The organism is Paenibacillus sp. LT-B23 (genome assembly GCF_059417685.1).
In genome coordinates this window covers 244,766-268,893 of record NZ_JBSQBM010000003.1, presented here as the reverse complement: position 1 = coordinate 268,893, position 24,128 = coordinate 244,766, and the positions used below count along the sequence as shown (strand labels likewise).

General features: G+C 49.5%; 23 protein-coding genes. 2 read left to right on the top strand and 21 right to left on the bottom strand.

The features are described from left to right. Positions 1 to 120 precede the first annotated feature (120 nt). The 13 genes from trhA to ACWXW9_RS06035 form a co-directional block, all read right to left on the bottom strand. On the bottom strand, positions 121 to 771 hold the full coding sequence (gene trhA, locus ACWXW9_RS06095; RefSeq protein WP_044644895.1) for a PAQR family membrane homeostasis protein TrhA: 651 nt from the start codon (positions 769 to 771) through the stop codon (positions 121 to 123). A gap of 137 nt (positions 772 to 908) precedes the next feature. Beyond that, positions 909 to 1,925 (bottom strand): signal recognition particle-docking protein FtsY, encoded by a 1,017-nt coding sequence (gene ftsY / locus ACWXW9_RS06090; protein ID WP_494928710.1) that lies wholly within the window; start codon positions 1,923 to 1,925, stop codon positions 909 to 911. A 38-nt stretch (positions 1,926 to 1,963) separates the two neighbouring features. Next, a complete protein-coding gene (gene smc, locus ACWXW9_RS06085; RefSeq protein WP_494928709.1) occupies positions 1,964 to 5,533 on the bottom strand; it encodes a chromosome segregation protein SMC in 3,570 nt (1,189 codons plus the stop codon). Between the two features lie 257 nt (positions 5,534 to 5,790). Further along, positions 5,791 to 6,489, bottom strand: a complete 699-nt coding sequence (gene rnc, locus ACWXW9_RS06080; protein WP_014281046.1) for a ribonuclease III — start codon at positions 6,487 to 6,489, stop codon at positions 5,791 to 5,793. 12 nt (positions 6,490 to 6,501) lie between these two features. Further along, the gene (gene fabF / locus ACWXW9_RS06075) at positions 6,502 to 7,740 is read right to left on the bottom strand and encodes a beta-ketoacyl-ACP synthase II (protein ID WP_494928708.1); all 1,239 of its coding nucleotides are present in this window, start codon (positions 7,738 to 7,740) and stop codon (positions 6,502 to 6,504) included. 226 nt (positions 7,741 to 7,966) lie between these two features. Beyond that, entirely contained in the window at positions 7,967 to 8,200 is a 234-nt protein-coding gene (locus tag ACWXW9_RS06070; protein ID WP_007429985.1) for an acyl carrier protein, read from the bottom strand. A 109-nt stretch (positions 8,201 to 8,309) separates the two neighbouring features. Continuing rightward, positions 8,310 to 9,059, bottom strand: coding sequence for a 3-oxoacyl-[acyl-carrier-protein] reductase (gene fabG, locus ACWXW9_RS06065; protein WP_494928707.1), 750 nt, complete (start codon positions 9,057 to 9,059; stop codon positions 8,310 to 8,312). Positions 9,060 to 9,114: 55 nt separating this feature from the next. After that, positions 9,115 to 10,056 (bottom strand): ACP S-malonyltransferase, encoded by a 942-nt coding sequence (gene fabD / locus ACWXW9_RS06060; RefSeq protein WP_494928706.1) that lies wholly within the window; start codon positions 10,054 to 10,056, stop codon positions 9,115 to 9,117. Between the two features lie 81 nt (positions 10,057 to 10,137). After that, entirely contained in the window at positions 10,138 to 11,127 is a 990-nt protein-coding gene (locus tag ACWXW9_RS06055; protein ID WP_494928705.1) for a beta-ketoacyl-ACP synthase III, read from the bottom strand. Positions 11,128 to 11,135: 8 nt separating this feature from the next. Beyond that, on the bottom strand, positions 11,136 to 12,128 hold the full coding sequence (gene plsX, locus ACWXW9_RS06050; RefSeq protein ID WP_494928704.1) for a phosphate acyltransferase PlsX: 993 nt from the start codon (positions 12,126 to 12,128) through the stop codon (positions 11,136 to 11,138). Beyond that, entirely contained in the window at positions 12,112 to 12,708 is a 597-nt protein-coding gene (gene fapR, locus ACWXW9_RS06045; protein ID WP_025682284.1) for a transcription factor FapR, read from the bottom strand. The genes plsX and fapR overlap by 17 nt, the downstream gene beginning before the upstream one ends. A gap of 276 nt (positions 12,709 to 12,984) precedes the next feature. Next, on the bottom strand, positions 12,985 to 13,158 hold the full coding sequence (gene rpmF / locus ACWXW9_RS06040; RefSeq protein WP_007429979.1) for a 50S ribosomal protein L32: 174 nt from the start codon (positions 13,156 to 13,158) through the stop codon (positions 12,985 to 12,987). Positions 13,159 to 13,344: 186 nt separating this feature from the next. After that, positions 13,345 to 13,863 carry a YceD family protein gene (locus tag ACWXW9_RS06035; RefSeq protein WP_149095804.1) on the bottom strand — a complete coding sequence of 173 codons (519 nt, stop codon included), beginning with the start codon at positions 13,861 to 13,863 and terminating at the stop codon, positions 13,345 to 13,347. Between the two features lie 356 nt (positions 13,864 to 14,219). Here ACWXW9_RS06035 and ACWXW9_RS06030 point away from each other — a divergent pair, with 356 nt between their 5' ends. Further along, a complete protein-coding gene (locus tag ACWXW9_RS06030) occupies positions 14,220 to 15,455 on the top strand; it encodes a nucleotidyltransferase (protein WP_494928703.1) in 1,236 nt (411 codons plus the stop codon). Here ACWXW9_RS06030 and ACWXW9_RS06025 read toward each other — a convergent pair. After that, the gene (locus ACWXW9_RS06025) at positions 15,445 to 16,476 is read right to left on the bottom strand and encodes a YlbL family protein (RefSeq protein ID WP_494928702.1); all 1,032 of its coding nucleotides are present in this window, start codon (positions 16,474 to 16,476) and stop codon (positions 15,445 to 15,447) included. The two genes, ACWXW9_RS06030 and ACWXW9_RS06025, sit on opposite strands and share 11 nt — an antisense overlap. A gap of 236 nt (positions 16,477 to 16,712) precedes the next feature. Here ACWXW9_RS06025 and ACWXW9_RS06020 point away from each other — a divergent pair, with 236 nt between their 5' ends. Next, the gene (locus ACWXW9_RS06020) at positions 16,713 to 18,008 is read left to right on the top strand and encodes a nucleoside recognition domain-containing protein (RefSeq protein WP_494928811.1); all 1,296 of its coding nucleotides are present in this window, start codon (positions 16,713 to 16,715) and stop codon (positions 18,006 to 18,008) included. On the opposite strand, the gene coaD is transcribed toward ACWXW9_RS06020, so the two are convergent. From coaD to ACWXW9_RS05985, 7 genes are all read right to left on the bottom strand, one after another. Then, positions 17,971 to 18,492, bottom strand: a complete 522-nt coding sequence (gene coaD / locus ACWXW9_RS06015; protein ID WP_494928701.1) for a pantetheine-phosphate adenylyltransferase — start codon at positions 18,490 to 18,492, stop codon at positions 17,971 to 17,973. The two genes, ACWXW9_RS06020 and coaD, sit on opposite strands and share 38 nt — an antisense overlap. Then, complete coding sequence (rsmD, locus tag ACWXW9_RS06010; protein ID WP_494928700.1) at positions 18,485 to 19,123, bottom strand: 16S rRNA (guanine(966)-N(2))-methyltransferase RsmD; 639 nt, start codon at positions 19,121 to 19,123, stop codon at positions 18,485 to 18,487. The genes coaD and rsmD overlap by 8 nt, the downstream gene beginning before the upstream one ends. A 309-nt stretch (positions 19,124 to 19,432) precedes the next feature. Further along, complete coding sequence (locus ACWXW9_RS06005) at positions 19,433 to 19,555, bottom strand: cyclic lactone autoinducer peptide (RefSeq protein ID WP_014281032.1); 123 nt, start codon at positions 19,553 to 19,555, stop codon at positions 19,433 to 19,435. Positions 19,556 to 19,560: 5 nt separating this feature from the next. Then, positions 19,561 to 20,076 (bottom strand): accessory gene regulator ArgB-like protein, encoded by a 516-nt coding sequence (locus tag ACWXW9_RS06000; RefSeq protein ID WP_476128108.1) that lies wholly within the window; start codon positions 20,074 to 20,076, stop codon positions 19,561 to 19,563. Continuing rightward, positions 20,069 to 20,701, bottom strand: a complete 633-nt coding sequence (locus tag ACWXW9_RS05995) for a hypothetical protein (RefSeq protein ID WP_494928699.1) — start codon at positions 20,699 to 20,701, stop codon at positions 20,069 to 20,071. The genes ACWXW9_RS06000 and ACWXW9_RS05995 overlap by 8 nt, the downstream gene beginning before the upstream one ends. 173 nt (positions 20,702 to 20,874) lie before the next feature. Further along, positions 20,875 to 21,993 carry an acyltransferase family protein gene (locus ACWXW9_RS05990; protein ID WP_494928698.1) on the bottom strand — a complete coding sequence of 373 codons (1,119 nt, stop codon included), beginning with the start codon at positions 21,991 to 21,993 and terminating at the stop codon, positions 20,875 to 20,877. Positions 21,994 to 22,141: 148 nt separating this feature from the next. After that, on the bottom strand, positions 22,142 to 23,959 hold the full coding sequence (locus ACWXW9_RS05985) for an APC family permease (protein ID WP_494928697.1): 1,818 nt from the start codon (positions 23,957 to 23,959) through the stop codon (positions 22,142 to 22,144). Between the last annotated feature and the right edge of the window lie 169 nt (positions 23,960 to 24,128).

The window sequence follows — 24,128 nt, the reverse complement described above, 5'->3', positions numbered from 1 at the left end:
AACGATCCTTATCATACATAAAAGAAAAGAAGATGTCAAGCGTTATCCCTTGTCAACCAAAAAAAAGCCGATTCACTGCCCTTAAACGGAAGTACGAATCGGCTTTTTGCCTACTAGGGTTTAAACTCTTACCGGGGTAAGATACAGCAGAACAGCCAGAAAATGAAGTATGCTGCCTGCCAGAACAAACAGATGCCAGATCGCGTGATGATACGGAAACGCCCGCCACACATAGAAGATTGTGCCCAACGTATACATTAGACCGCCCAGGAACAATAGCGTCATGCCCCCGGCGGGAACAGCCGCCACCAGCGGGTTCCAGGCAATCGTGATGAGCCAGCCCATCACGATGTAGAACACGGTAGACATGAACAGGAAGCGCTTGGTGAAGAATGCCTTGAATAGCACACCAAACAGGGCGATTCCCCAAATAACGCCAAACAGCGTCCAACCTAATGTCCCGCGCAGTGCAACGAGCATAAACGGGGTGTAGCTGCCTGCAATGAACAGGTAAATGCAAGAATGATCGAATATTTCGAACAAATCCTTCAATTTTCCTTCGCGCAGACTATGAAGCAACGTGGAATTGGTGTATAACAGCAGCATCGTAATTCCGTAAATCGTGAAACTGACGACATGCCAAGTGGTCCCTTTCAAGCTTGCAAAAACAATGAGCAGCACAAGTGCCGCCACACTTAAAACGGCTCCAATTCCATGTGTGATCGCATTGGCTATTTCTTCCCGGCGGGAATAAGTATAGGTGTTCGCCATTGGTTCTTCACCCAGCTTCCTGTGAAATATTTTTTACATCCAAAAAATTCATATCCGGCGCCGACAGACCCTTTTTTTTCATTATACATCCCTGTGATCTCACGCAGCAACCGGATCATACTTAGCCCCAAACCTGATTAAGCCTGTTCTTCCTCACCCGGAGCGGTTTCATCAACGCCTTCTTCCTGAATCAAACCAGAGAACAACGCGTGAACGAATTGCTCGGAATCAAATGGCTGGAGATCATTCACCTTTTCACCCAAGCCTACCAGCTTCACCGGCAAATTCAGCTCTTGGCGGATCGCCACGACAATACCACCCTTTGCTGTACCATCCAGCTTCGTCAGCACCAGCCCGGTTACGCCACTTTTCTCGCCAAACATTTTGGCTTGATTGAGCGCATTTTGTCCGGTCGTCGCATCGAGTACCAGCAGTACTTCATGGGGAGCATCGGGAATTTCACGCTGGATCACGCGGAAAATTTTGTTCAGCTCCTCCATCAGATTGCTTTTATTCTGGAGACGTCCTGCGGTATCACACAGTAACACATCCACCTGACGCTGCTTGGCAGCCTGTACAGCATCAAACATAACAGCCGCTGGATCAGAACCGGATTGCTGTTTAATGACCTCTACACCAGCCCTTTCGCCCCATACCTCCAGTTGTTCAATCGCTCCAGCACGGAACGTATCCCCGGCGGCCAGCAACACTTTTTTACCCTCTTGTTTAAAACGGTGCGCCAGCTTGCCAATTGTTGTTGTTTTGCCGACACCATTGACACCGACGAACAGAATGACCGTAATCCCGTCAGGGCTCATTTGAAGCTGACTGTTGTCATTGCCCCGCAGTAGCTCAGACAGCTTTTCCGATAATACAGGCTGTAGCTCGGATGCGTCCTCGATTTTGCGTTTTTTCACTTCTACCCGCAGGTCTTCAATGAGGTTCATAACGGTGTTGACGCCAACATCGGCACCGATCAGAATTTCTTCCAGCTCCTCATAAAACTCCTCATCAATCTTCTTGCGGCGAATCATCAGATCCGACACTTTTTCAACAAAACCTTTGCGTGTTTTTTCTAAACCGTCCTTGAACTGTTTAGTGACGGATTCGGTTTTGCTTGCAATGCTTTCCTTCAATTTCCTAAAGAAACTCATAGGTTCCCTCCGTTGATCTGAAAGTATGTTATTTGTTGTCAGGCAATCTCGGCTTCCTCATTGTCCAGCTTGACGGATACGAGCTTGGAAACCCCGCCTTCTTCCATCGTAACTCCATATAGCACATCGGCTTCTTCCATCGTGCCCTTGCGATGTGTAACTACAATGAATTGTGTCTGTTCGGAGAACTCCCGTAAATATTGGGCAAAACGCACCACATTGGATTCGTCCAGTGCGGCCTCCACTTCATCCAGCACACAGAATGGGACAGGCTTGACATGTAAAATGGCAAATAATAGCGCCATCGCTGTTAACGCCCGCTCTCCTCCTGACAGCAGTTGCAAGTTTTGCAGCTTTTTGCCCGGCGGCTGGGCAACAATATCAATTCCCGTCTCCAGCATACGTTCCGGGTCAAGCAGTACCAGATCGGCACGTCCGCCCCCGAACAGCTTGGAGAACACCGTACCAAATTCGCGCCGGATGGCATCGAAAGTGGCTTTGAAGCGTTTGGACATTTCATCATCCATTTCACGAATGACCTGATAGAGCGTTGTCTTGGCCTCGACCAGATCAGACTTCTGCTCATCGAGAAACGTATAACGCTCATGCACCCGCTGGTATTCCTCAATGGCACCCAGGTTTACCTCGCCCAACGCGGAAATACCGCGTTTGAGCCTTTGCACCTCGGCCTGCGTACCTTCTATATCTTCCGGTATCGGATAACGCTGCTTGGCCAGCTCATAGCTGAGTTCATAGTCATCACTTAATTTTTTCAGAACGTTCTCCAGCTCTACATCAAGCCGGTTCACTCCGATTTCTGTCTGGCGTAGCTGCTCCTCGACCGACTTGAGCTGAATGCGTTGCTCTTTCGTCTCATTTTCGGCCACTTCCAGCTTTTTGGACAAGCTGCTGCGTGCAGCACGCTTGAATTCCAATTGCTGCGAAGCCTCTTCCTTTTTAAGCCGATACTGATTGAGGTTTTCAATCTGCTTCACGCTTTCCTGCTCATTGGTCAGCAGATCAGCTTCGATGGAAGCAAGTAAGGTCTTGTTCTGTCTCGAATCCTTGCCAAGGGTATCATAGTCGCCCCGTAGTCTACGCAACTGCTCTTCCAGTGAAAAACGCTCCTGATCCAGCTTTCCTTCTCTTACCTTGAGATTCGTAAGTTCTCCCTGTAGCTGTTCTTTCGCAGATTCGTTGGCCTTACGGGCAAATTCAGCGGCATGGATAGCCTGGTGGGTTTTCTTCTCTTCTTCCTCCAGCGTAGCCAATTTCAGCAATGCCTCTTCACGTGAAGCTTCCAGCTCCTTGATCTCCTGATCAAAGCCCTTCTTCTCCTGACCAGATGCAGCCACCTGCTCCAGAACATGGCGAAGCTCATGTTCCAGTTGCTTGAGTTCCATTGCTGCCTGCTGTTCTTCGCCGCGCTTCACATCGCCGCCCTGACGCAGCTCGTCCAAACGAATCTGTGTCTCTTCCAGTTGACGTTTTGTATCTACCGCGCTCTGACGCAGCCTCACAATTTGTTGCTCCGTATCGATAATATCCTGATCCAACTGATCCAACTGACGTTTACGTCCAAGCAGATTGGCATTTTTCTTGAATTGGCTACCACCTGTCATGGAACCACCTGCATTAACAACATCGCCTTCCAGCGTTACCACACGATATCTATATTGGCAACGTGCCGCAATACGGTTTGCATCTTCCAGGGTACGGGCAATAACCACATTTCCCAGAAGACTGCCTACAATGCCAGCATACCGTTGATCAAACTGAACAAGATCCGCACCGATTCCAACAAAGCCCTCGGCACCTTCCGCGATCTGGCGTTCACCCGCCCCAATTTGACGCGGACGGATAACATCCATAGGCAAAAATGTCGCTCTGCCCAGCTGACGCTGCTTCAAAAAGCTAATCGCCTGTCTGGACACCGATTCGTTTTCCATCACGATATGCTGCATCGAAGCGCCCAAAGCGGTTTCCATCGCCTGCTCCAAATGCTCAGGTACCAGGATCAGCTCTGCTACCGCCCCATGCACACCATGCAGGGTTTCTTTGCGTGCCGCCTTCAATACTTCTTTAACACCCAGCATAAAGCCATCGAAGTCATCCTGCATTTCCTTCATCGTATCTCGGCGTGAAATTTGGGCCTCACGTTTTTGTTCCCATTTGCGGACAGTGCCCTGACTTTCTTCCAGCAGCTTTTGCAGCGCCTGGTATTTTTCGCTTCCCTGAATATATCCGCTGCGCAGACTGCTGATTTCCTGACCCAGCTTCTGCACAGCCGCTTCCAAACCCTTTTTACGCTGTTCCAGTTCGGCTTTCTGGGCTTCCCATTTGCCAGATTCGTCACTTACGCGAGTCACCCGCCGTTCCAGCGCTTCCTTCTGCTGGTCGGTATAACGGATTTCGTTACGCGCCTGTGCCATCTGATTCATCAGCTCCAGCAGTCCGCCCTTCAGACTTTCCTCCTGCTCCTGGCTGATTCCGCCTGTGACACCAATCAGCTTCGCCTCTTCGTCGGATAGCCGTTCACGTAGCTCGTCAAGCTCGACAGTCAATGCAGACAGTTTTTCGTTCAGTAGATCCAGCTCACTTTTGCGCTCGGAATGACGTGATTCGCTCGTGCTGAGCGATAAAATGAGCTGCTCCCTGTTTGCCTCCAGATTGCGTGTACGCTCTTTCAGCAGTTCACCGTAGCCTTCACTCTTTTCCGTAGCTTCACTGTATTGCAACAGATCACTTTGCAGCCGCTCCACTTGCTCCTCCAACTGACGCAGCTCATTGCGGTCGCTCTCCAGCATCGCATCATGACGGGACACTACCGTAGACAGCTGTAGCTGCTCCTGCTGCAACAAAGCCAGCTTGGACGTCGCATCGCTCCACGAGGTATGAATCTGTTCAATCTGATGGACATACATCGAAATTTCCTTCGATTTCAGTTCACCCCGCAGCTCCTTATAGTGGATCGCCTTTTCCGACTGCTCCTTGAGCGGCCCGATCTGATCCTCCAGCTCACTGACCAAATCATGAATACGCAGTAAATTTTGCTCCGTGTCATCCAGCTTGCGAACCGCGTCTTTTTTACGTGATTTGTATTTCACGATACCGGACGCTTCCTCAAAAATCCCCCGACGGTCCTCGGAACGGGTACTCAAAATCTCTTCAATGCGCCCCTGTCCGATAATGGAATAAGCTTCTTTACCAATACCTGTATCCATAAACAGCTCGGTAATATCACGGAGTCTGCATGATTGTCGGTTAATAAAATATTCACTATCTCCACTGCGATGCACACGCCGCGTGACCGTTACCTCGCCAAAATCAAGCGGCAACGCCTGATCCTCATTATCCAGCGTAAGCGACACTTCGCCGTAATTAACGGCCTTACGAGCATCACTACCCGCAAAAATAATGTCCTCCATTTTACCGCCGCGCAGTGATTTGGCGCTCTGTTCACCCAGTACCCAGCGAATACCGTCGGATATATTACTCTTTCCGCTTCCGTTGGGTCCGACGACCGCTGTTATACCGCGGACGAATTCCATCTCCGTTTTATCTGCAAACGATTTGAAGCCCGCCAGCTCAATGCGCTTTAAAAACATACTCAATCTCACCTCTAACATTTAAATATGCTTGTACAACACCGTTTACCTGATTCACAAGAATTATTCCTATTGTAGCACAAGACTACTTCGGATAAAGCAAGGCAACGACATACAGAGCTACAGCAGCAAAGCCACGAAAAAAGAGCAAAACGCAGTCCATTCGCCATTGCGGGCCGGGACTCCCCGCGGACTGCCCTTTGCTCTTACTTTGTGTCCCCTGCTCGTGTAACCCGTCCGGGCCGCTCAGGTACCGATTACGATTCCGCCAGCTTCAAACGGTTTAAGGCTACTGCCGCCGCCTGCTGCTCAGCTTCTTTTTTGGAGCGTCCTGTACCTGTACCCAGCCGTTCGCTGTCCATATATACCTCAGCTACAAACTCGCGCTCGTGGGCAGGTCCGCGCTCCTCCACAATCTTGTATTCAAGCATCCCCATGTTATGATGCTGCGTCAGTTCCTGAAGCTCTGTTTTGAAATCACTCATCTGTAGCTTACCGTTTAATACAATTTGAGGAAAAATATAACGTTCCAGAAACGACCGGACGGCATCCAGACCTTGATCCAAATATAGCGCGCCTACGAACGCTTCGAATACATCGGCCAACAGAGCCGGACGAGTACGTCCGCCTGTCAGCTCTTCACCTTTGCCAAGCAGTACATATTGCCCGAACTCAAGTCCGACAGCAAATTTCACCAAAGAAGGCTCACAGACAATGGCTGCACGCAGCTTGGTCAGTTCGCCTTCCGGCCGATTAGGGTACTGATTGTACAATTGCTCGGATACAGTCAACTCCAGAACAGCGTCACCTAAAAATTCAAGCCGCTCATTGTCTGCATGCTGACTGAACCGATGTTCGTTTACGTAGGAAGCGTGCGTAAAGGCCTGCTTCAGAAGCTGCCGGTTGTTGAATTGAATATGAAGTTTCTGCTGTAATTGCTTCAAGTCTCCACTCAACGAACTGACCCCTTACGCTTCATATTTTTTTAGAATAACCGTAGCATTGTGACCGCCAAAACCAAAAGAATTGGACATCACGACATTTAGTTTCGCTTTTCTCGGCTCGTTAGGTACATAATCCAGATCACAAGCCGGGTCCTGATTATCCAGATTAATCGTCGGCGGAATAGTCTGGTGCTGAAGAGCCAGTCCGCAGATCACGGCCTCAACGCCACCGGCTGCACCTAACAAGTGCCCCGTCATTGACTTGGTTGAGCTAATCGCCACTTTGTGGGCGTGCTCTCCAAGCGTTTTCTTAACCGCTTCTGTTTCCGATTTGTCACCGACTGGTGTAGATGTACCATGCGCATTGATATAATCAATATCCTCAGGGTTCAACCCTGCGTCGCGGATCGCCATTTTAATACAGCGCGCTGCACCATCCGGATCTGGCTCTGTCATATGATGTGCATCGCCTGACAGACCATAGCCGATCACTTCGCCGTAAATACGTGCGCCACGCTTCAATGCGTGCTCCAACGATTCCAGAATCAGAACACCGGAGCCTTCGCCCATAACAAATCCGTCTCTGTCAGTATCAAAGGGACGGCTTGCCTTCTCAGGCTCATCGTTACGAGTGGACATCGCCCGCATCGAACAAAAACCAGCCATGCCGATCGGACGAATAGTTGCCTCAGCCCCGCCGCAAATCATGGCGTCAGCATCACCACGCTGAATCATGCGGAACGAATCGCCGATAGCATGACTGCCTGTTGCACAAGCCGTAACCGGTGATGTATTCGGTCCTTTGGCGCCGAGTGAAATCGACACTTGGCCGGAACCCATATTAGCAATCATCATCGGGATAAAGAAAGGGCTTACGCGTTTAGGTCCTTTTTCAATCAGCGCATTGTGCTGATCCTCCCAGGTACCCAATCCGCCAATACCGGAACCAACGGATACACCCACACGCTCGGCATCGGCGTTCTCTCCGATTACGAGTCCGCTGTCCTTAAGTGCCAATTTACTGGCGGCAACGGCAAATTGGACAAAACGGTCCATTTTACGGGCATCCTTGCGCTCTATATAATCCTCAGGATTAAAATCCTTAATAGAAGCCGCAATTTTCGTTGTATATTCACTGGTATCGAAAGCTTCGATTTCACTGACGCCAGATTTTCCAGCCATCAGATTATCCCACAGTGTGTTCAAATCCTGTCCCAGCGAAGTGATTACACCCATTCCTGTTATGACAACACGTTGTTTCAAAGATAATCACCTCTATGTCTACTGCATATTGTATTTCAAGGCCGTACGCTCTTGTGTGCAAAAATAATATAGAATCAACTAAAGTTAGTAATGCCGCATACTCCCACCCTTGACTAAGTCATGCCGAGCCAAGCTCAAGAACACGCGGCAATTCCGTCTTTAGTTCAATCTGTATGATTAGGAGAAAGTCCCGCCTGTAACAGAACGGGACTTTTGTTGACTTGAATTAGGTATGAGATTGTATGTACTTTACAACTTCACCTACGGTTGTAATTTTCTCTGCATCTTCATCAGAGATTTCCATATCAAACTCATCTTCCAATTCCATAACCAATTCAACTACATCGAGAGAATCAGCGCCTAAATCATCTTTGAAAGATGCTTCAAGTGTAACTTCGGCTTCGTCGGCTCCCAAACGGTCAACGACAATGCGCTTTACGCGCTCCAATACGTCGGACATCCGGCTCACCTCCTCCTTAGGTATTATACGAAAATTACAATTAAAATGCCATAGAAGAGAGTTTTCAATCACTACTCTTCTTCGGGGCATGCGGATTAGCAACATGTAGCTACATGTACATGCCGCCATCCACATGCAAAGTCTGGCCCGTCATGTATGAGGAAGCATCAGAGGCCAAAAATAGCACCACATCCGCAATTTCCTCAGGCCGTCCGAGACGGGCCAGCGGAATACCGCTGAGCATATTGTCACGTAAATCATCAGCAAGCACCTGTGTCATTTCGGTATCAATGAATCCCGGGGCTACACAGTTGACTGTAATACCTCTCGAAGCAAGTTCTCTCGCAGATGATTTGGTAAGACCGATCACTCCTGCTTTGGCAGCCACATAGTTGGCTTGTCCTGCGTTGCCGAGTACGCCGACAACGGAAGAAATATTGATAATCCGACCGGAACGCTGCTTCATCATTGGACGAGTCGCTGCCTTGAGGCAATTAAACACACCTTTCAGATTCGTCTCGATCACCTGATCGAACTCCTCTTCCTTCATGCGCATGATTAAATTATCTCTTGTTATCCCGGCATTATTCACCAGAATGTCGATCTGGCCCCAAGCGCCAATCACATCCTTGATTAACTGATCCGCCTCGTCAGCGCGACCAACATTAGCCTGAACCGTAATAGCTTCCACGCCTTTGGCACGAATTTGCTCCGCAACCTCTGCCGCAGCCGCCTCACTACCAGCGTAGTTTACCGCTACATTAGCGCCTGCGTCAGCCAACGCCAATGCGATACTGCGACCAATCCCCCGTGACGCACCTGTAACGAGCGCCGTTTTTCCACTTAATGGCTTAGACATGATCCTGCCTCCCCTTGCAAGTATATAACCCGTTAAGGCGGTCATTACTACTTTATTAACGGGCCTCCAAGGCTTCCGTTACCGAAACAAGCGATTCCAGGCTGCTTATATTATACAGCTTAACCGTTTTGTCGATCTTTTTAACCAGTCCGGTCAAAACACTGCCCGGTCCGAACTCGACAAAAGTGTCAACTCCCTGTTTCAGCAGCCATGCTACACTGTCTTCCCACAATACCGGGGAATAGACCTGCTCGACCAGCAACTGGCGAATTTCGCCACCCTCATGCACAGGCTTCGCTGTGACATTGGCCACAACAGGAACCTGAGCTTCGGAAAAAGCCACGTCTTCCAGTTTGCCAGACAGCTTGGTCGCTGCTTCCTTCATCAGCGAAGAATGGAAAGGACCACTGACCTCCAAAGTAATAGCACGCTTGCCACCCGCTTCCTTCACGCGTTCAGCAACAGCAGCTACGCCCTCCTTTGCACCGGATACGACAATCTGTCCCGGGCAGTTGATGTTCGCTAATTCGACCAATTGACCAGATTCCGTAATATCACGGCATAGTGTCGCCAATGCTTCACGGTCGGCTCCCAATACAGCAGCCATCCCTCCTTGTCCGTCAGGAATAGCTTGTTCCATGAACTCGCCACGAGTACGAACGATCTCAACTGCATCTTCAAAGGCAAGTACGCCGGAAGCAACGAGCGCACTGTATTCTCCAAGACTGTGCCCAGCCACGTAATCAGGGCGAATGCCCTTTTCCTTGAACGCTTCATACAACGCAATACTCGCCGTCAACAGAGCAGGCTGCGTATTGGATGTCTGCTTCAAGGCTGTATCTGGGCCTTCAAAAATCAGTGAGCTTAGCGCAAAACCTAACCGTTCGTCCGCTTGGCGGAACACTTCTCTTGCCGCAGGAACTGCTTCATAAGCATCTTTAGCCATACCTACAGCTTGTGAACCCTGACCGGGAAATATAAATGCCGTTTTGCCCATCGTGTATGCACCTCTCTGTATCCAATGCTTGTCTTGTAAAGTACCAGACAAATTCAATATTGTATCAAACCCGCCGCTTTCTTACCAGACAAGAACCGACGCGCCCCATGTCAAACCGCCGCCAAAGCCCACCATTAATACCCGGTCGCCTTCCTTCATGCGGCCTTCTTCGGCTGCTTCCACAAGCGCGAGAGGAATTGATGCCGCGGACGTATTTGCATATTTATGAACATTAATGACGACCTTTTCTTCCGGTAGATCCAAACGCTGCATCGCTGATTGAATAATGCGAATATTGGCTTGATGCGGAACGAACAGATCAATATCATCTTTGGAAAGCCCTGCTTTTGCCAGCACATCGACGGTTGCGGTTCCCATAACACGTACCGCGAACTTGAATACTTCGCGTCCGTTCATATAAATATAGTGTTGCTTGTTTTCCACAGTATCCGCACTCGCAGGCAAACGTGAACCGCCAGCTTCCAGCTTAAGCAATCCGCCTCCTGCTCCTTCGGCACCAAGATCAAAGGATTGGAATCCTCTACCCTCAGATACTTCACCAATTACTACCGCCCCTGCACCGTCTCCAAAAAGAACACAAGTATTGCGGTCTGTATAATCCGTGATTCGGGAAAGACAGTCTGCCCCAATGATTAACGCATTATTATAAATGCCCGTCTTAATAAAGCTCGTCGCAGTTGCCAGCCCATATACAAACCCTGAGCATGCCGCAGACAAATCAAAAGCCGCTGCGCCTTTGGCTCCAAGCTTGTCCTGAAGAATGCAGGCAGTCGAAGGAAACGCCATGTCCGGCGTAACCGTAGCCACAATGATCAGATCCAAATCCTGTGCGGTCATACCTGCGGATGCCAATGCCTTAATCGCTGCTTCATAAGCCAGATCGGACGTAGCCTGCTCTGGAGCCGCAATGTGGCGCTCCTGAATTCCTGTACGGCTGACAATCCATTCGTCACTTGTTTCCACGATTGCTTCCAAATCTTTGTTCGTCAATATTTTCTCAGGTACATATTTCCCTGTTCCGATAACACCAACCGACCGCAAATTATTCATATCGTCACTCACTTCCTGCTGATTTCCTTGGATATACTTTCCACCAACTGGTTTTGCAAGGCCGTACGGGCCTGTCTTACTGCATTTTTGACGGCAATGCCGTCAGATGAACCGTGACTTTTCAAGACGAGTCCGCTCAGTCCCAGTAAGGGAGCGCCGCCGTGCTCTTTGTAGTCCAGTTTATTTTTCAAACTGCGAAGCTCAGGCATAATCAGAGCCGCTGCCAGTTTGGTTTTTAAGGATTTACTAAACTGCTCCTTTAAGAGAGAGAATATCGCACCCGCCGTACCTTCCAGCGATTTTAGCATGATGTTTCCGGCGAATCCGTCACACACCAGCACATCGCAATTCCCGGTCAGTACGTCTCTGGACTCCACATTACCTACAAAGTTAACAGACAACTGCTCAATCAGAGGAAAAGCCAGTTTCGTCAGTTCATTGCCCTTCCCGGCTTCTGTCCCAACATTCAGTAAACCCACTCTGGGGGAAGCCACACCATGAACCTTTTGTCGGTACAAGCTACCCATCAGCGCATATTGGGCAAGATGTTCAGGCTTAGCGTCCATATTAGCTCCCAAGTCCAGCGCCAGCACACCCTGATCGTCAATCGTCGGAATCATCGGTGCAAGAGCAGGACGCTCAATACCTGCCATTCTCCCAACCACCAACAAACCTGTTGTCATCAGCGCACCCGTATTACCTGCCGATATCATGGCATCTGCTTTGCCTTCTTTGACCATTCGGCCAGCTACGACCATGGAAGCATCCTTTTTACGTCGTACTGCCTTCACAGGCTCATCCTGCGCATCTATCGTTTCGGATGCATGGCGAATGTTGAGATTCGCAGGCAATGCTCTGCCGTTCAGCACCGATTCAATTCGTTCCCGGTCACCAACCAGCGTAATGTCTGTATCCTTCCATTCCGCCGCCGCAGATAACGCGCCCTCTACTGTCGCCTCGGGAGCATTGTCTCCCCCCATGGCATCAATGGCGATCCGCATGCTGACTTCCTCCTTCGCTATACTCTTCCTCTGTGGAGCGGTAAATGACAAAGTTACCCTGGAACACCATTTCTTCTCCCACGTAAGCAAACACTTCTACTTTGGCTTTCCCTTTTTGCTCGGGATTTGATCGCACATATGCTTTGGCAATGCACTTTTCTCCCAAATGAACAGGGCGGACAAAGCGGATGTCCGCCGAAGCGGTCAACGCTATCTCATCATTAATCACAGCAACAGCCAAAGAATTGGCCTGGGCAAATACATAATGCCCCCGCGCGATGCCAGTGCGTGAAAAGATATGCTCTTCTTTAATTTCAAAAATGGAAATACCGCTTCTGTCCAACTGGAGATCCACGATATCCCCGATCACTTCATGTAAAGGCAGGGAGCGAACCTGATCGTAGGAACGCTCAGCCATCAGCTTCAGTCGCTCTCGCAGCTCTGGGATACCCAATTCCATCCGATCCAGCCGAATCGTCTGAATGCTCACCTTAAGCTGTCTCGTCAGCTCCTGATCCGTTACGAACGGATTCTCATCAATTAATTGAGTCAGCCGTTGCTGTCTCTGTCTCTTTGGCAAACGTTCGATATCAGTGACGCCTCCTTTCCCTGCAATAAATTACCGTTCAGCCGGCGGTTCGGGTTACTTCACGTGCTAGCGGCGAATGCTTCATGCCGATTTGTCATCTTGTATGTATAAAGAACCCCTTCGGCCCTTCTTTCTTAGAACCTGGTACTAAAACAGTATATAGCATGCCGCCGTAAAAAGAAAGTACGAAGACAAAAAAAGTAGCGCCTCACTAGAGTGAAGCGCTACTTTTCCTGCGAAGATTCCAAAGAATCCGCTTATCGGACATTATTGAGAGATAATCTCTCTAGCTTTGTACGTTCCGCAAACTTTGCACACATGGTGAGCAAGTTTCAATTCGCCGCATTCGGAGCATTTCACCATACCTGGTACTGCCAGTTTAAAGTGAGTACGACGTTTGTCGCGACGAGTTTTGGATGTTCTCCGTTGAGGTACTGCCATTATTCCCACCTCCTTAACCAGATCAACCCGTAAAACGGGCGTGACTTCTTATCTCATTCAAGACTGAAGGAAACTGCCGGAAGCAGCTACCTCACAGCCGGTGAATCAAGCCTGCAACATCCATGTGTCGGTTCTGTAACTCCCCTGCACAAGTGGATGATGATTTGTCAGAATTGAACTCAATTCTCATTTAAAAAAATCCTTAAGCCCTGCCAGACGCGGATCAATCTTTTTCGTATCGCCATCGTCACTGTCATCGGAGCCAACGCTCCAGTTTTGTCCGGCTGCAGGAGCGATCCCCTGACAATCCTCGCTGCACACAGGCGCAAACGGCACGTGCAGTACAAACAGCTCTTCACAATACGGTGCAATGTCGAAGGAATCCCCCGTCACTGCGATAAATTCGCCATCTTCATCCTCCTCTTCGCCAACCGAAGAGATTTGCTTGAACCGTTCACGGAATTCAATCTTCAAATCCTCGTGCATCGGACTTAAACAGCGTGAGCACAGCATGTCCAGACCTGCGGTCAACGTGCCTTCCACGCTCATTAAGCCTTGACCCAGACTAACGGCGACCAAATCGGTCTCCAGCGGGGAAACGGCCGTAACATCAGGACGATCATCCACCAATTCACTCACATTGAGAGCTTCACGGATCGGAAAAGGACCATCACTTGTTGCTACTTTGCGAAAAAATAGTTGCATCGCTATCACTCCAAACAAACAAAAATTATTATACCGACTGATCGAGTCGTTTGTCAACACCTTTCACTTTACACCTCTCACAAATCCATCGGTTTTCCAATGGTTCCACAAGTTTTATGCGAAAGCGAAAATACGTTGCATGGATCATGTACCTGTGAGTATTCGTACCCCCGCCACTCTTCGTGTACAATAATGCGAGTATAAAGCTTTTTTCTTCAGGTCTCAATGGTCTTGTTCATTTCGGATCACAAAAAAGCATCATCGCTACCCTTAGAGCAATCATTAACTGGTGGAGGACCATCATTTTCAGAATAGTCACCAGATTCGCGACATCAGAAAGGAGCCGAAGTATAGCCTTGAAAACCCTCGGTATTATTGTAGAATACAACCCGCTACATAACGGTCACACGCATCACTGGAAGGAGTCTCTTCGCATCACTGGCATGCAGCGCACGGTGGCTGTGATGAGCGGTCCCTTCCTTCAGCGAGGGGAACCTGCAATTGTGGACAAATGGTCCCGCACCGAAATGGCACTTGCCATGGGTGTGGACCTGGTTTTGGAGCTGCCTGTGGCCTATGCCGTCCAGCCCGCAGAATGGTTTGCCCACGGGGCGGTCGCCCTGCTCCGCGCCACGGGCGTCGTCGACGCGCTCTGCTTCGGCAGCGAGAGCGGCGACATCGCCCCGCTGCGCGCGCTGGCCCGCGTGCTGGCGGCGGAGCCGGCCGAGCTCAAGGCCGGCATCGCGCAGCGCCTGAGCAGCGGCGCAAGCTACCCCGCCGCTTACGCGGGGGCCGCAGCCGCGCTCGCGGCCGAAGGGGCAGACGGCGCTGCGCTAGCCGCCCTCATGCAGCAGCCCAACAATACGTTGGGGCTGCATTACTTGATTGCGCTGGAACGGCTGGACAGCGCAATCAAGCCCTTCACCGTAGCCCGCACGGGATCGGGCTACCACGAAGCCATGGCGCCCGCGGACGGAGTCATCGCCAGCGCCACGGCCATCCGCCGTCTCCTCCTCGACGGCGGGCCGGAGGCCGCGTCGCCGTACTTGCCTGCGGCGACGCTGGAGATTTTGCGGCGCGAATGGCAAGCCCGACGCGCGCCGTTGCAATGGGAAGCGTTCAGCCAACCGTTGCTGAACGCCCTGATCACGCGCAGCCCGCAGCAGCTGGCGGAGCTGCACGAGGTGACCGAAGGGCTGGAGCATCGCCTACGACAATCGCTGTACACGCTGCCCCAGCCCTCCGTAGAGGCATTACTCACAGCTGTCAAGACGAAGAGGTACACTCGTACGAAGCTCCAGCGTATGTTCACCCATATTTTGCTGAATCATGCCAAAACAGGTATGGCCCCCTCCGAGCTGGCGAAAGGCCCCGGCTATATCCGCGTACTCGGATTTAATACTGCCGGACGCGAGCTTCTGGCCCGAATGAAGCAGACAGCGACCCTACCGGTATGGGTTAAGCCGTCAGCCGGATCGCATCCTCATCTGGACTGGGACACCGCAGCAGCAGCCATACACGCCGCCGGAATGCCCCGTCCCGCCATTCGTGACATGTATGCCGATTACTTGCGGCCGCCCGTCATGATTTGATCGGGAGCTTTTCCATATAAGTTAACGCATCGTCAAGCTTGCGAACCGGAACGAGCTTCATTCGGGTTCCGATTTGCTCGGCTTTGGCCTTGGCTTCCTTATAATTGTCCGTCGGGACGAAAAACAATTCAGCACCCTGACGGTCAGCGGCGACAATTTTATACTTTGCACCGCCGATAGCCCCCACCTTACCATTCTTATCAATCGTACCCGTACCAGCAACACGATATCCCTTGCTCAGATCGCCCGGTGTCAGCTGATTATAAATTTCCATCGTAAACATCAAACCAGCCGAAGGCCCGCCCACATCCGTTGACGTAAAATGAATCGTTTTACGTTCATCCTTCGGCTCTACTTTCTGAACGGTAGCGATGCTGACTCCAAAGCCGGGACGCTGTTTGCCTGTTTCGCTGTCTGTGATGGTCGTTAATGGAGCTTGCACCGTCAGCAGCTTGCCATCACGTTTTAGCTTCACTTTAGCCATCGTTCCCGCCTTTTCATCCTCTAGGGCATTTCGAATGGAACGATTATCCGTCACCCTTCCCCCGTTCAGCTCCAGAATTTCATCTCCGGGATGAAACACACTGTTCGAGCCGGGTACCTTAAATACATACACATAATCCGGCACAATGCGATAAGGAATATTGGCCCGCGTATAAGCAGCCTCCATCGCAGAAGACTGGGAATCTCCCATATACCACACCTGCTCTGCTGCATATTCGTCTTCACTTCGGCCGTGCAGTCGATCCTCCTTGCGCTGAATCTCCGAATTGGCATCCAGCTTCGACATACCCAGCATAATGACATTGGCATAACGCGCCGATACCGTCGTCATCATAAAAGTTCCCCGTTCGCTACGGTCGCCTTCCTGGACGGTAACCATCGGCTTGATTTCATTCGCCCCGCCGGGTCCATAGATCAGATACGGGGTTGGCATATATACCAGCACATAGACCATAGCGGCCAGAAACAGAACATATCCGGTTGTAAAAAAAGCTCTGTTCCGGTTAATTCGCTTCATCGCTTCTCCCCCTCACAGCCTTAACTTCTCCTATCTCACCCAAATCCACTCTGTGCCCTGCCTGTTCTCAATTCTTACAAAAAAGCATACATTATTTACCGACAGCGCGTACGAGCACCTCGGCCGATTACAAACAAACGCGAACAGGCGCTAGAAACAACATACGGTGAACTCTACTATATTTATGCACGATGGGATTCGTTTTTTAAATGTTAAATCATATCACTTCCAGGGAGGTGAACCCTTTGCTACAAAAGGAAGCCCATTCCGCTTCTTATTGGACAACCCTGTTGCTTGGCCTTGGAGCCATTCTGCTTGTGCTGGCTGTTGTCGCCTCACCGGAAGAGGTGTTTCAAGCCTCCGCCCAAGGGCTTAAGCTATGGTGGAGCATTATTTTCCCGGCCATGCTCCCTTTTTTGATGCTGTCCGAAATGCTCGTCGCCTTCGGTTTGGTGCATGGGCTTGGCGTCCTCCTGGAACCGTTCATGCGCTCCTGGTTCCGTCTTCCGGGTCGAAGCGGCTGGGTACTGGCCCTCGGCCTGACCGCCGGATTTCCGGCTGCTGCGGAAGCGGTGCGCCAATGGGCACAGCAGGAGGATATGACCGAGCGCCAGCTTAGACGATTGACCGCTATCGCTCATTTCTGCAATCCGATTACCATCCTGCTCGTGATCGGGACAGGATTGCTGCACAATGCTGCTGTAGGCGCCATGCTGCTTGCCATTCACTGGATCTCCGGCCTGTTGGCGGGATGGATTACAGTCAGACTGACTGCATCGTCAAAAGAATCGCAAAAACGGGAAACGCCAGTTGCCCTCCGGCGAACCTCTGTTTCCCGTGCTTCTACCACCCTCATCCGGTCCGCATGGGACGCCACACGCTCTGCCAGAGAACGAGATGGGCGCAGCTTCGGAAAGCTGCTGGGCGAAACCGTATCCCATGCCGTACAAACACTTATGATGACAGGTGGATTCATTATTTTCTTTTCCGTGCTGATTCGGCTGCTATCCATGTACTCAGGTCAAGGAGCATTTTCTTTCATCTGGCCCGCCTGGATAGAAATCCATCTCGGTTCCTATGAAATCAGCCAACTGCCCTACGACCTTCGTACACAAGCGGCTCTGATCAGCGCCGTACTAGGCTGGGGAGGGCTATGCGGCTGGCTCCAAATCACAGCCGTCACCAGACCCTCGGACAAAGGCATCACGTTCACCATATCCAGGGTGCTTCATGGCATCATCGCCTTTATGCTCACACTTGTTGCATGGACGTCTCTTAGCCGTATGACAAGCAATGCACTTCCCGCTTATGTTAGCCGCAGCTCCGTTTCTTCCTTCGCGGAAGGCGGTTATGATCCAGCCGCACATTCCGTTATGGCAGAGAGCAGCAACCTATGGACACAGTTGGAAAGTCCGTCACTGTATCCCTGGCAACTGACCGTCTTGTCTATTGCGCTGCTGGGCGCGATTATACTTACACTGCTCGTCATTTCCTTTATGACTTCATGGTGGAGCCGCCGCGCTTGGCGTTAACCTTGGCACGCAGCGCATCCTCGACCTCAGGGGCCACCAGATCTACGACCTTGCCATCAAAATGGGCGATTTCCTTCACCATACTGGAACTCAGATATGAATAAGTCGGGTTCGTCATCATAAAGATCGTTTCGGCATCCGGGTTCAGCTTATGGTTTGTGGAAGCCAATTGCAGCTCGTATTCAAAATCTGTCACCGACCGGATTCCTCTGACAATAACCTGAGCCCCTTTTTCACGTACATAATTGGCTGTCAGGTCACGGAAGCTGTCCACCTCAATGTTCGGAATATCGCGGGTTACCGTCCGCAGTAGCTCCATTCGCTCCTCCAGAGAAAACAGTGGATTTTTACTAATATTGTTAAGTACCGCGACAATCAGCAGATCAAACTGCCTCGCCGCTCTTTGAATAATATCCTGATGCCCCATCGTCACGGGATCAAAGGTTCCCGGATATACGGCAATACGTGGTTTGTGCTCAGTCATGATGGTCCTCCCCGCCTGATTCGGCTATACCGGATGTTTCCGTTCCGGCCTCCGTATGTTCTGCATCGTCCGGTTGCTCTGCTGCAAAGCGGTAGATAGATAACGTTGTTTCGCCATAGACCGCTTTTCTGACCTGTTCGAACGGTCCAAAGCTTTCCGGGTACTTATGTCCCGACTCATACTCCAGCACAATGACTGCCTCGGAACGAAGCAAGTCAAGTTCAGCCATACGGCTCATCAATTCATCACCATGCTTGAGACGATAGGGCGGATCCAGAAAAACAGCATCAAAAAGAGCTCCACGTTTAGCCAGCACCTTGAGCGCTCGTCCGGCATCATTGCGGAACACGTCAGCCTGTTCTTCCAATCCGGTTTTTCGCAAATTTTCTTTAATGACATCAATACTTTTTGATTCCATATCAATAAAGACTGCCTTGTCCATTCCCCGGCTGAGCGCCTCTATACCCAGGCCGCCACTGCCTGCAAACAGATCAAGCGCGACTCCCCCATCAAAATAAGGACCTATCATGCTAAATAGCGCTTCCTTGACCTTATCCGTGGTCGGCCGCGTCCCTGTGCCGGGAACTGCCTTTAACGGCCTTCCTTTGGCACTACCCGATACCACTCTCACGCTGAAACTCACCTATTTTCTATATGTGTTGATAACCATATAAAGATTATGACGTTATCGTACCACATGCATAGCCGTTTGAAAAATGTAGGGTTGGAGCAGGTATAAAAAACCATATCGTGGGCATCCTTAAGATATCGGCATTCAACCAATGTCGTAGACAACCGCGGAGAAGACTTACGTTTCCCCATAAGCTCTTCGTCCGGTTTCTCCTCTCCCATTCGGGCGCTCTTAATGGAGCGCCTGATTTTTTTGCAAAAAAAGAAGCTGCTCGCTGGCAGCCTATGTATATATGGAAGTGATGTTATACTATTTAAGCAGCTCCTCGGGCGTATCTCCCTGATAGACATACACATAACTCGCTACCGATACAGCAAATGCAGCAAACATAGACAACGATGTCGCTAGACCATATACGATTTTTTTCACCATTTTCCTCACCTCCTTCCCCGAATTAACGTCAGGCTCTGGACTAGAAAAGCAACAGCCACTACAGAGGAACCGATTACAAAATTAGTACATACAAGCAGGGAAGACAACAGTCGCAGGAGGGGATAAAACCGGGATGGAATGCGCGACTGCTTTTCTATTCTGGACGGGGCAAAGCATAAGACAAGAAGCAAGGATAATCCAGTAAACACGTTTGTCCACCAACTATGTAAAGAGATACAGGATAGGGCTGTAAAAGCTAAAGAGGTCGCCACAACACATGCCATCCCTGTTTTTAGATGAATCCCTCCTGACATTTGGCGCAACAAGGCAAAAACCACTAGAATCGTCACAGCTTCTGCCGTCCGCCCGGTGAAGAATGAGGCGAGTAATGTCAACACAATAATCATGGAGGCATTTATAATAAGAGCCAGTGCATATTTAAGTACCGGGATAGAAGCCGGATGATCCGGCACAGTCTGTTTGATCTGGTTAGCAAGCTTGAAAGCCATCGTTTCAATCATCCCGATATTCCTTTCCAACCGCATAATAGATGAAGAATCCCGATACCAGTGCAAAAAACATCATATTTAACCATACCTCGTTGTAGTACAGCACGATAGAGGTGGATATGAAGGATAAAATAATGAGTGTAATCACAATGCCGTATTCAGCTCTAAATTTAAGCTTTTTGAAATTAACGGCAAACCCGATGCCTTTTCGATACAAAATAAATGAAATGAGCAGTCCTGCCACCGCACTTACCATTTGCAGCAGATAGCCCTTCAGGGAACCGTCCTGTAGCTCAGAGACTGGCAGGCTCCCGAACATCGCTTTTAAAAGCACCGACTGAATGACCGCATAAGCAAAATAACCGGTAACCGTCATAATACCTGACCATACAATCGGAATTTTCACCACCGTAGCGAGCAAAAAGATAAAAAGCAGCATGTTAATGACAGGCACCAGATAAGCGAGGGAAAATTCCTCTCTCAGCAAATAACTTTGCAAGTTCATAATCAGGTTCACAAAAATTGCTTGCCATACATAAGGAGTCATTTTAACTTTAAAAACACTGAGAATGAGCGCAAAAACTGCCACTCCTTCAAACGTGGAAAATACTAAAAAGCCAAAAGGCTTCACAAACATACGTGCATCTCCTTTTCAATTCCAACAAATCTCATCGGTGTTTTCAAAAAACTTGGGATGTACATCGAATATAAAGGGCTGCGGCCTACTTTTCAAGAGGTCTTTTCAATGATTTGATAGATTTCTTTGAGCACTTCAACGAAATGTTATCGGATGGAGAAGAAAGCTACAGCTCAGGCAACACTTTCCTTGACCGAATCTTTCTGTGTGCGCACAGACTTCATACGTGATATGATCTTTTTTCCCCAACGAATGCCCGGTTGCTCGATCCAAGAATAGGTGAGCCAAGACAGACCTGTAGTCAACAGTAGTGTCATGATAAACATCAGAGTCATATTAACAATAGGGAAAAAGGGTAGCTCGATCTGATTGACCATCTCCAGAGCAAGCAGATGCGTCAAATACATACTATAGCTAAGGCAGCCGATCCATGACCATCCCCGGTTTAGCAGCCACACAGGCTGCCAGTGGTACAAAGCATAGGATCCCAGCAGCAACAGGACACCGAGGAGGTAATCTGTCATTCCCGTACAAAGAGCAAACAGTACGGAGCCAAGCAGCAATCCCCCGCTGAATCGATCCATACTTTTCCAATGCCGCTCGTCTTTCCATATGAAGAACAGCAATATCCCCAGTCCGAAAACAGGCAGTTGATTCGGAAACCATAAATACAGATAATGCCCCCATAACGAGTGATCACTAATCCATGGAGCATACGCAAACACCGTATTCAATCCGAAGCTCAGTACAAGCGCGCCGGTCACAAACCAGGCAGCATGCCGAATCGATTGAATGAGCTTAAATAATAGCGGCACGCACAGATAAAAAATACATTCCACCGCAATGGACCACTCCACACCAATAATGCTATTGATCCAGTACGGATTCAAGCCATTCAGAAACAAAATATGAGCCGCGATATTGGCAACGGTGACCCCTTCCTGATCTCCAAGCCAGAAACGGGGCCCTGTCCCGTTCACAACCAAATAGATGATTAGCATAACGTAATACAACGGGGCAATACGAAAAAAACGACGCACCAGATACGCCGAGACCCCCTCTTTCCTGTCGCCCATACGTCTGCTCAAAGACAGAAAGAGCGTAAATGAACTAGCCAGATAAAATAAAGCAACCCCTTTCGCTCCCAAGCTCAAACCCTTTTGCAACCATCCGTTTAGTCCCTCTACGTGCTGGCTGACATGGACAAGCAACACGCCCATAATCGCCAGTGCTCTCAGCGTATCTACAAATTGCAGCTTGTTATGTTCCGTTTCACCCTTGGCTACGGGCATTGTATCCCTCCATATCGGTTCTTTAATGATACATTTTGTATCTATAATACACAAAACGTATCGTTAAAGTAAATATGCCGGTATGGAAAAAAACACCCTCCAGCCGCAATGACATGCGGCCAGAAGATGTTCATCTTGTTAAGCCATTTTATTTATTTAAATGAAATGGCACAGTCGTTACGATGACGTCTTTATAATTGATCAGATAAGCTCTCATCAGCAAGCTGGTCTGGTTGTGTAAAATATTTTCCCACCAGTGCTTCGTGATGAATTGCGGAATAAGGACGGTAATATGATCCTCGTCCGCTTTTTTCCACTCCACCGTATCAATGAACTTGCGAAGCGGATTGATAATGCTCCGATAACGGGATTTCAGCACTACCAATCGGATACCTACATCCCACTCTTCCCATTTTTGCTCCATCTTGCGGATCGCTTCATCATCAACACCTACATATACAGCAACCACATTATCCGACAAGGTCTTGGCATAGCTGATGGTATTCATCACGACCCGTGTAATACCAGCTACCGGAATAATGATTGTATTGCCTTTGACCATAGGTTTATCCTTCGTAATATCTATCCGCAGTTGCTCGGCTGTATTTTTATAATGTCCATTGATCTTCATAAAGAAATACAGTACCAGAGGCAGGAAGATAAACACCATCCACACCTGACTAAACTTGGTGAAAATAAAGATAAGCGTAATGGACAGTGTGGTCAGCATTCCAATGGTATTAATAGCAAGCTTGACGACCCAGCCTGACGGCTTGAGACGAATCCAGCGAATCATCATTCCCAACTGGGAAAGCGTAAACGGGATAAATACCCCTACTGCATACAGCGGGATCAGATTTCCTGTATTGCCGCCAAATACGATGACCAGCAAGGCTGAGAAAATACTCAGAAACAGGATCCCGTTCGAGTAACCGAGCCGATCTCCGCGAACCATGAACATATGCGGCATGTATTTGTCTTTAGCCAGCATAAATGCAAGCAACGGAAAAGCCGAATAGGCTGTATTCGCCGCCAAAAACAGGATCAGCGCCGTCACGCCCTGAATGATGTAATACATCACGCCGCGCCCGAATGTGGCGTTCGCAATTTGCGAAATGACTGTTTCATGCGGATTAGGACGAACACCGTACCAATAAGCCAGCAGGCTGATTCCGATAAACATACACCCGAGAATCAAGCCCATCATCATCAGCGTAGTTGCCGCATTTTTGGCAGCAGGCTTGCGGAAGTTCGGAATGGCATTTGAGACAGCCTCTACCCCGGTTAGCGCCGAGCAACCTGAGCTGAATGCCTTCAGAAGCAGAAACAGACTGACGTTAGATACCGTAGCTCCAAATTGCGGTGCCGCAGCATGGGCTCCTCCTGCCACGTAATGGATGATACCGCTAATAATCAGGACAAAGATCGAAACTACGAACAAATAAATCGGTGCAGCCAGCACCGAGGCAGATTCCGTTACCCCGCGCAAGTTCATAATGGTCAAAAAGATGATCATGATCAGTGCAATCGCGATCCGGTGATCATGCAATGATGGAAACGCCGATGTAATAGCATCTGTACCCGCCGACGAGCTGACTGCTACTGTCAGAATATAATCGACCAGCAAAGATCCGCCTGCAATCAGACTCGGTGCCCTGCCCAAATTGTCCTGTGCGACGATATAGGCGCCACCGCCACCGGGATAGGAAAAAATAGTCTGTCTGTAGGACAGAATCAAAATAATCAGCAATCCCAATACCGCGATGGATATAGGAATGGAGTACCATAGGGCAGCGAAGCCCGCTGTAATCAAAACAAGCAGAATTTGCTCTGTTCCGTAAGCTACAGAGGACAACGCATCCGAGGACAGGATGGCCAGAGCCTTAAGCTTGTTTAATTTCTCATCTTCAAGAGCCGTCGATTTTCGTGGACGACCGATTAGCAATCTTTTGACTTTACTCAGCATTTCGTTAACTCCTTCTTTGGATGAGGGTTTTGCAGAAGAACTTTGGATCATATGTTATTATGTCACCTGAACATCAGATTGATGAAACAAATGAACTATTATTTTATACTCCCTCATCCGAAAAAAAACAATAAGGAATGCCCCCTAAAAAGAGCATTCCCGCGTAAGA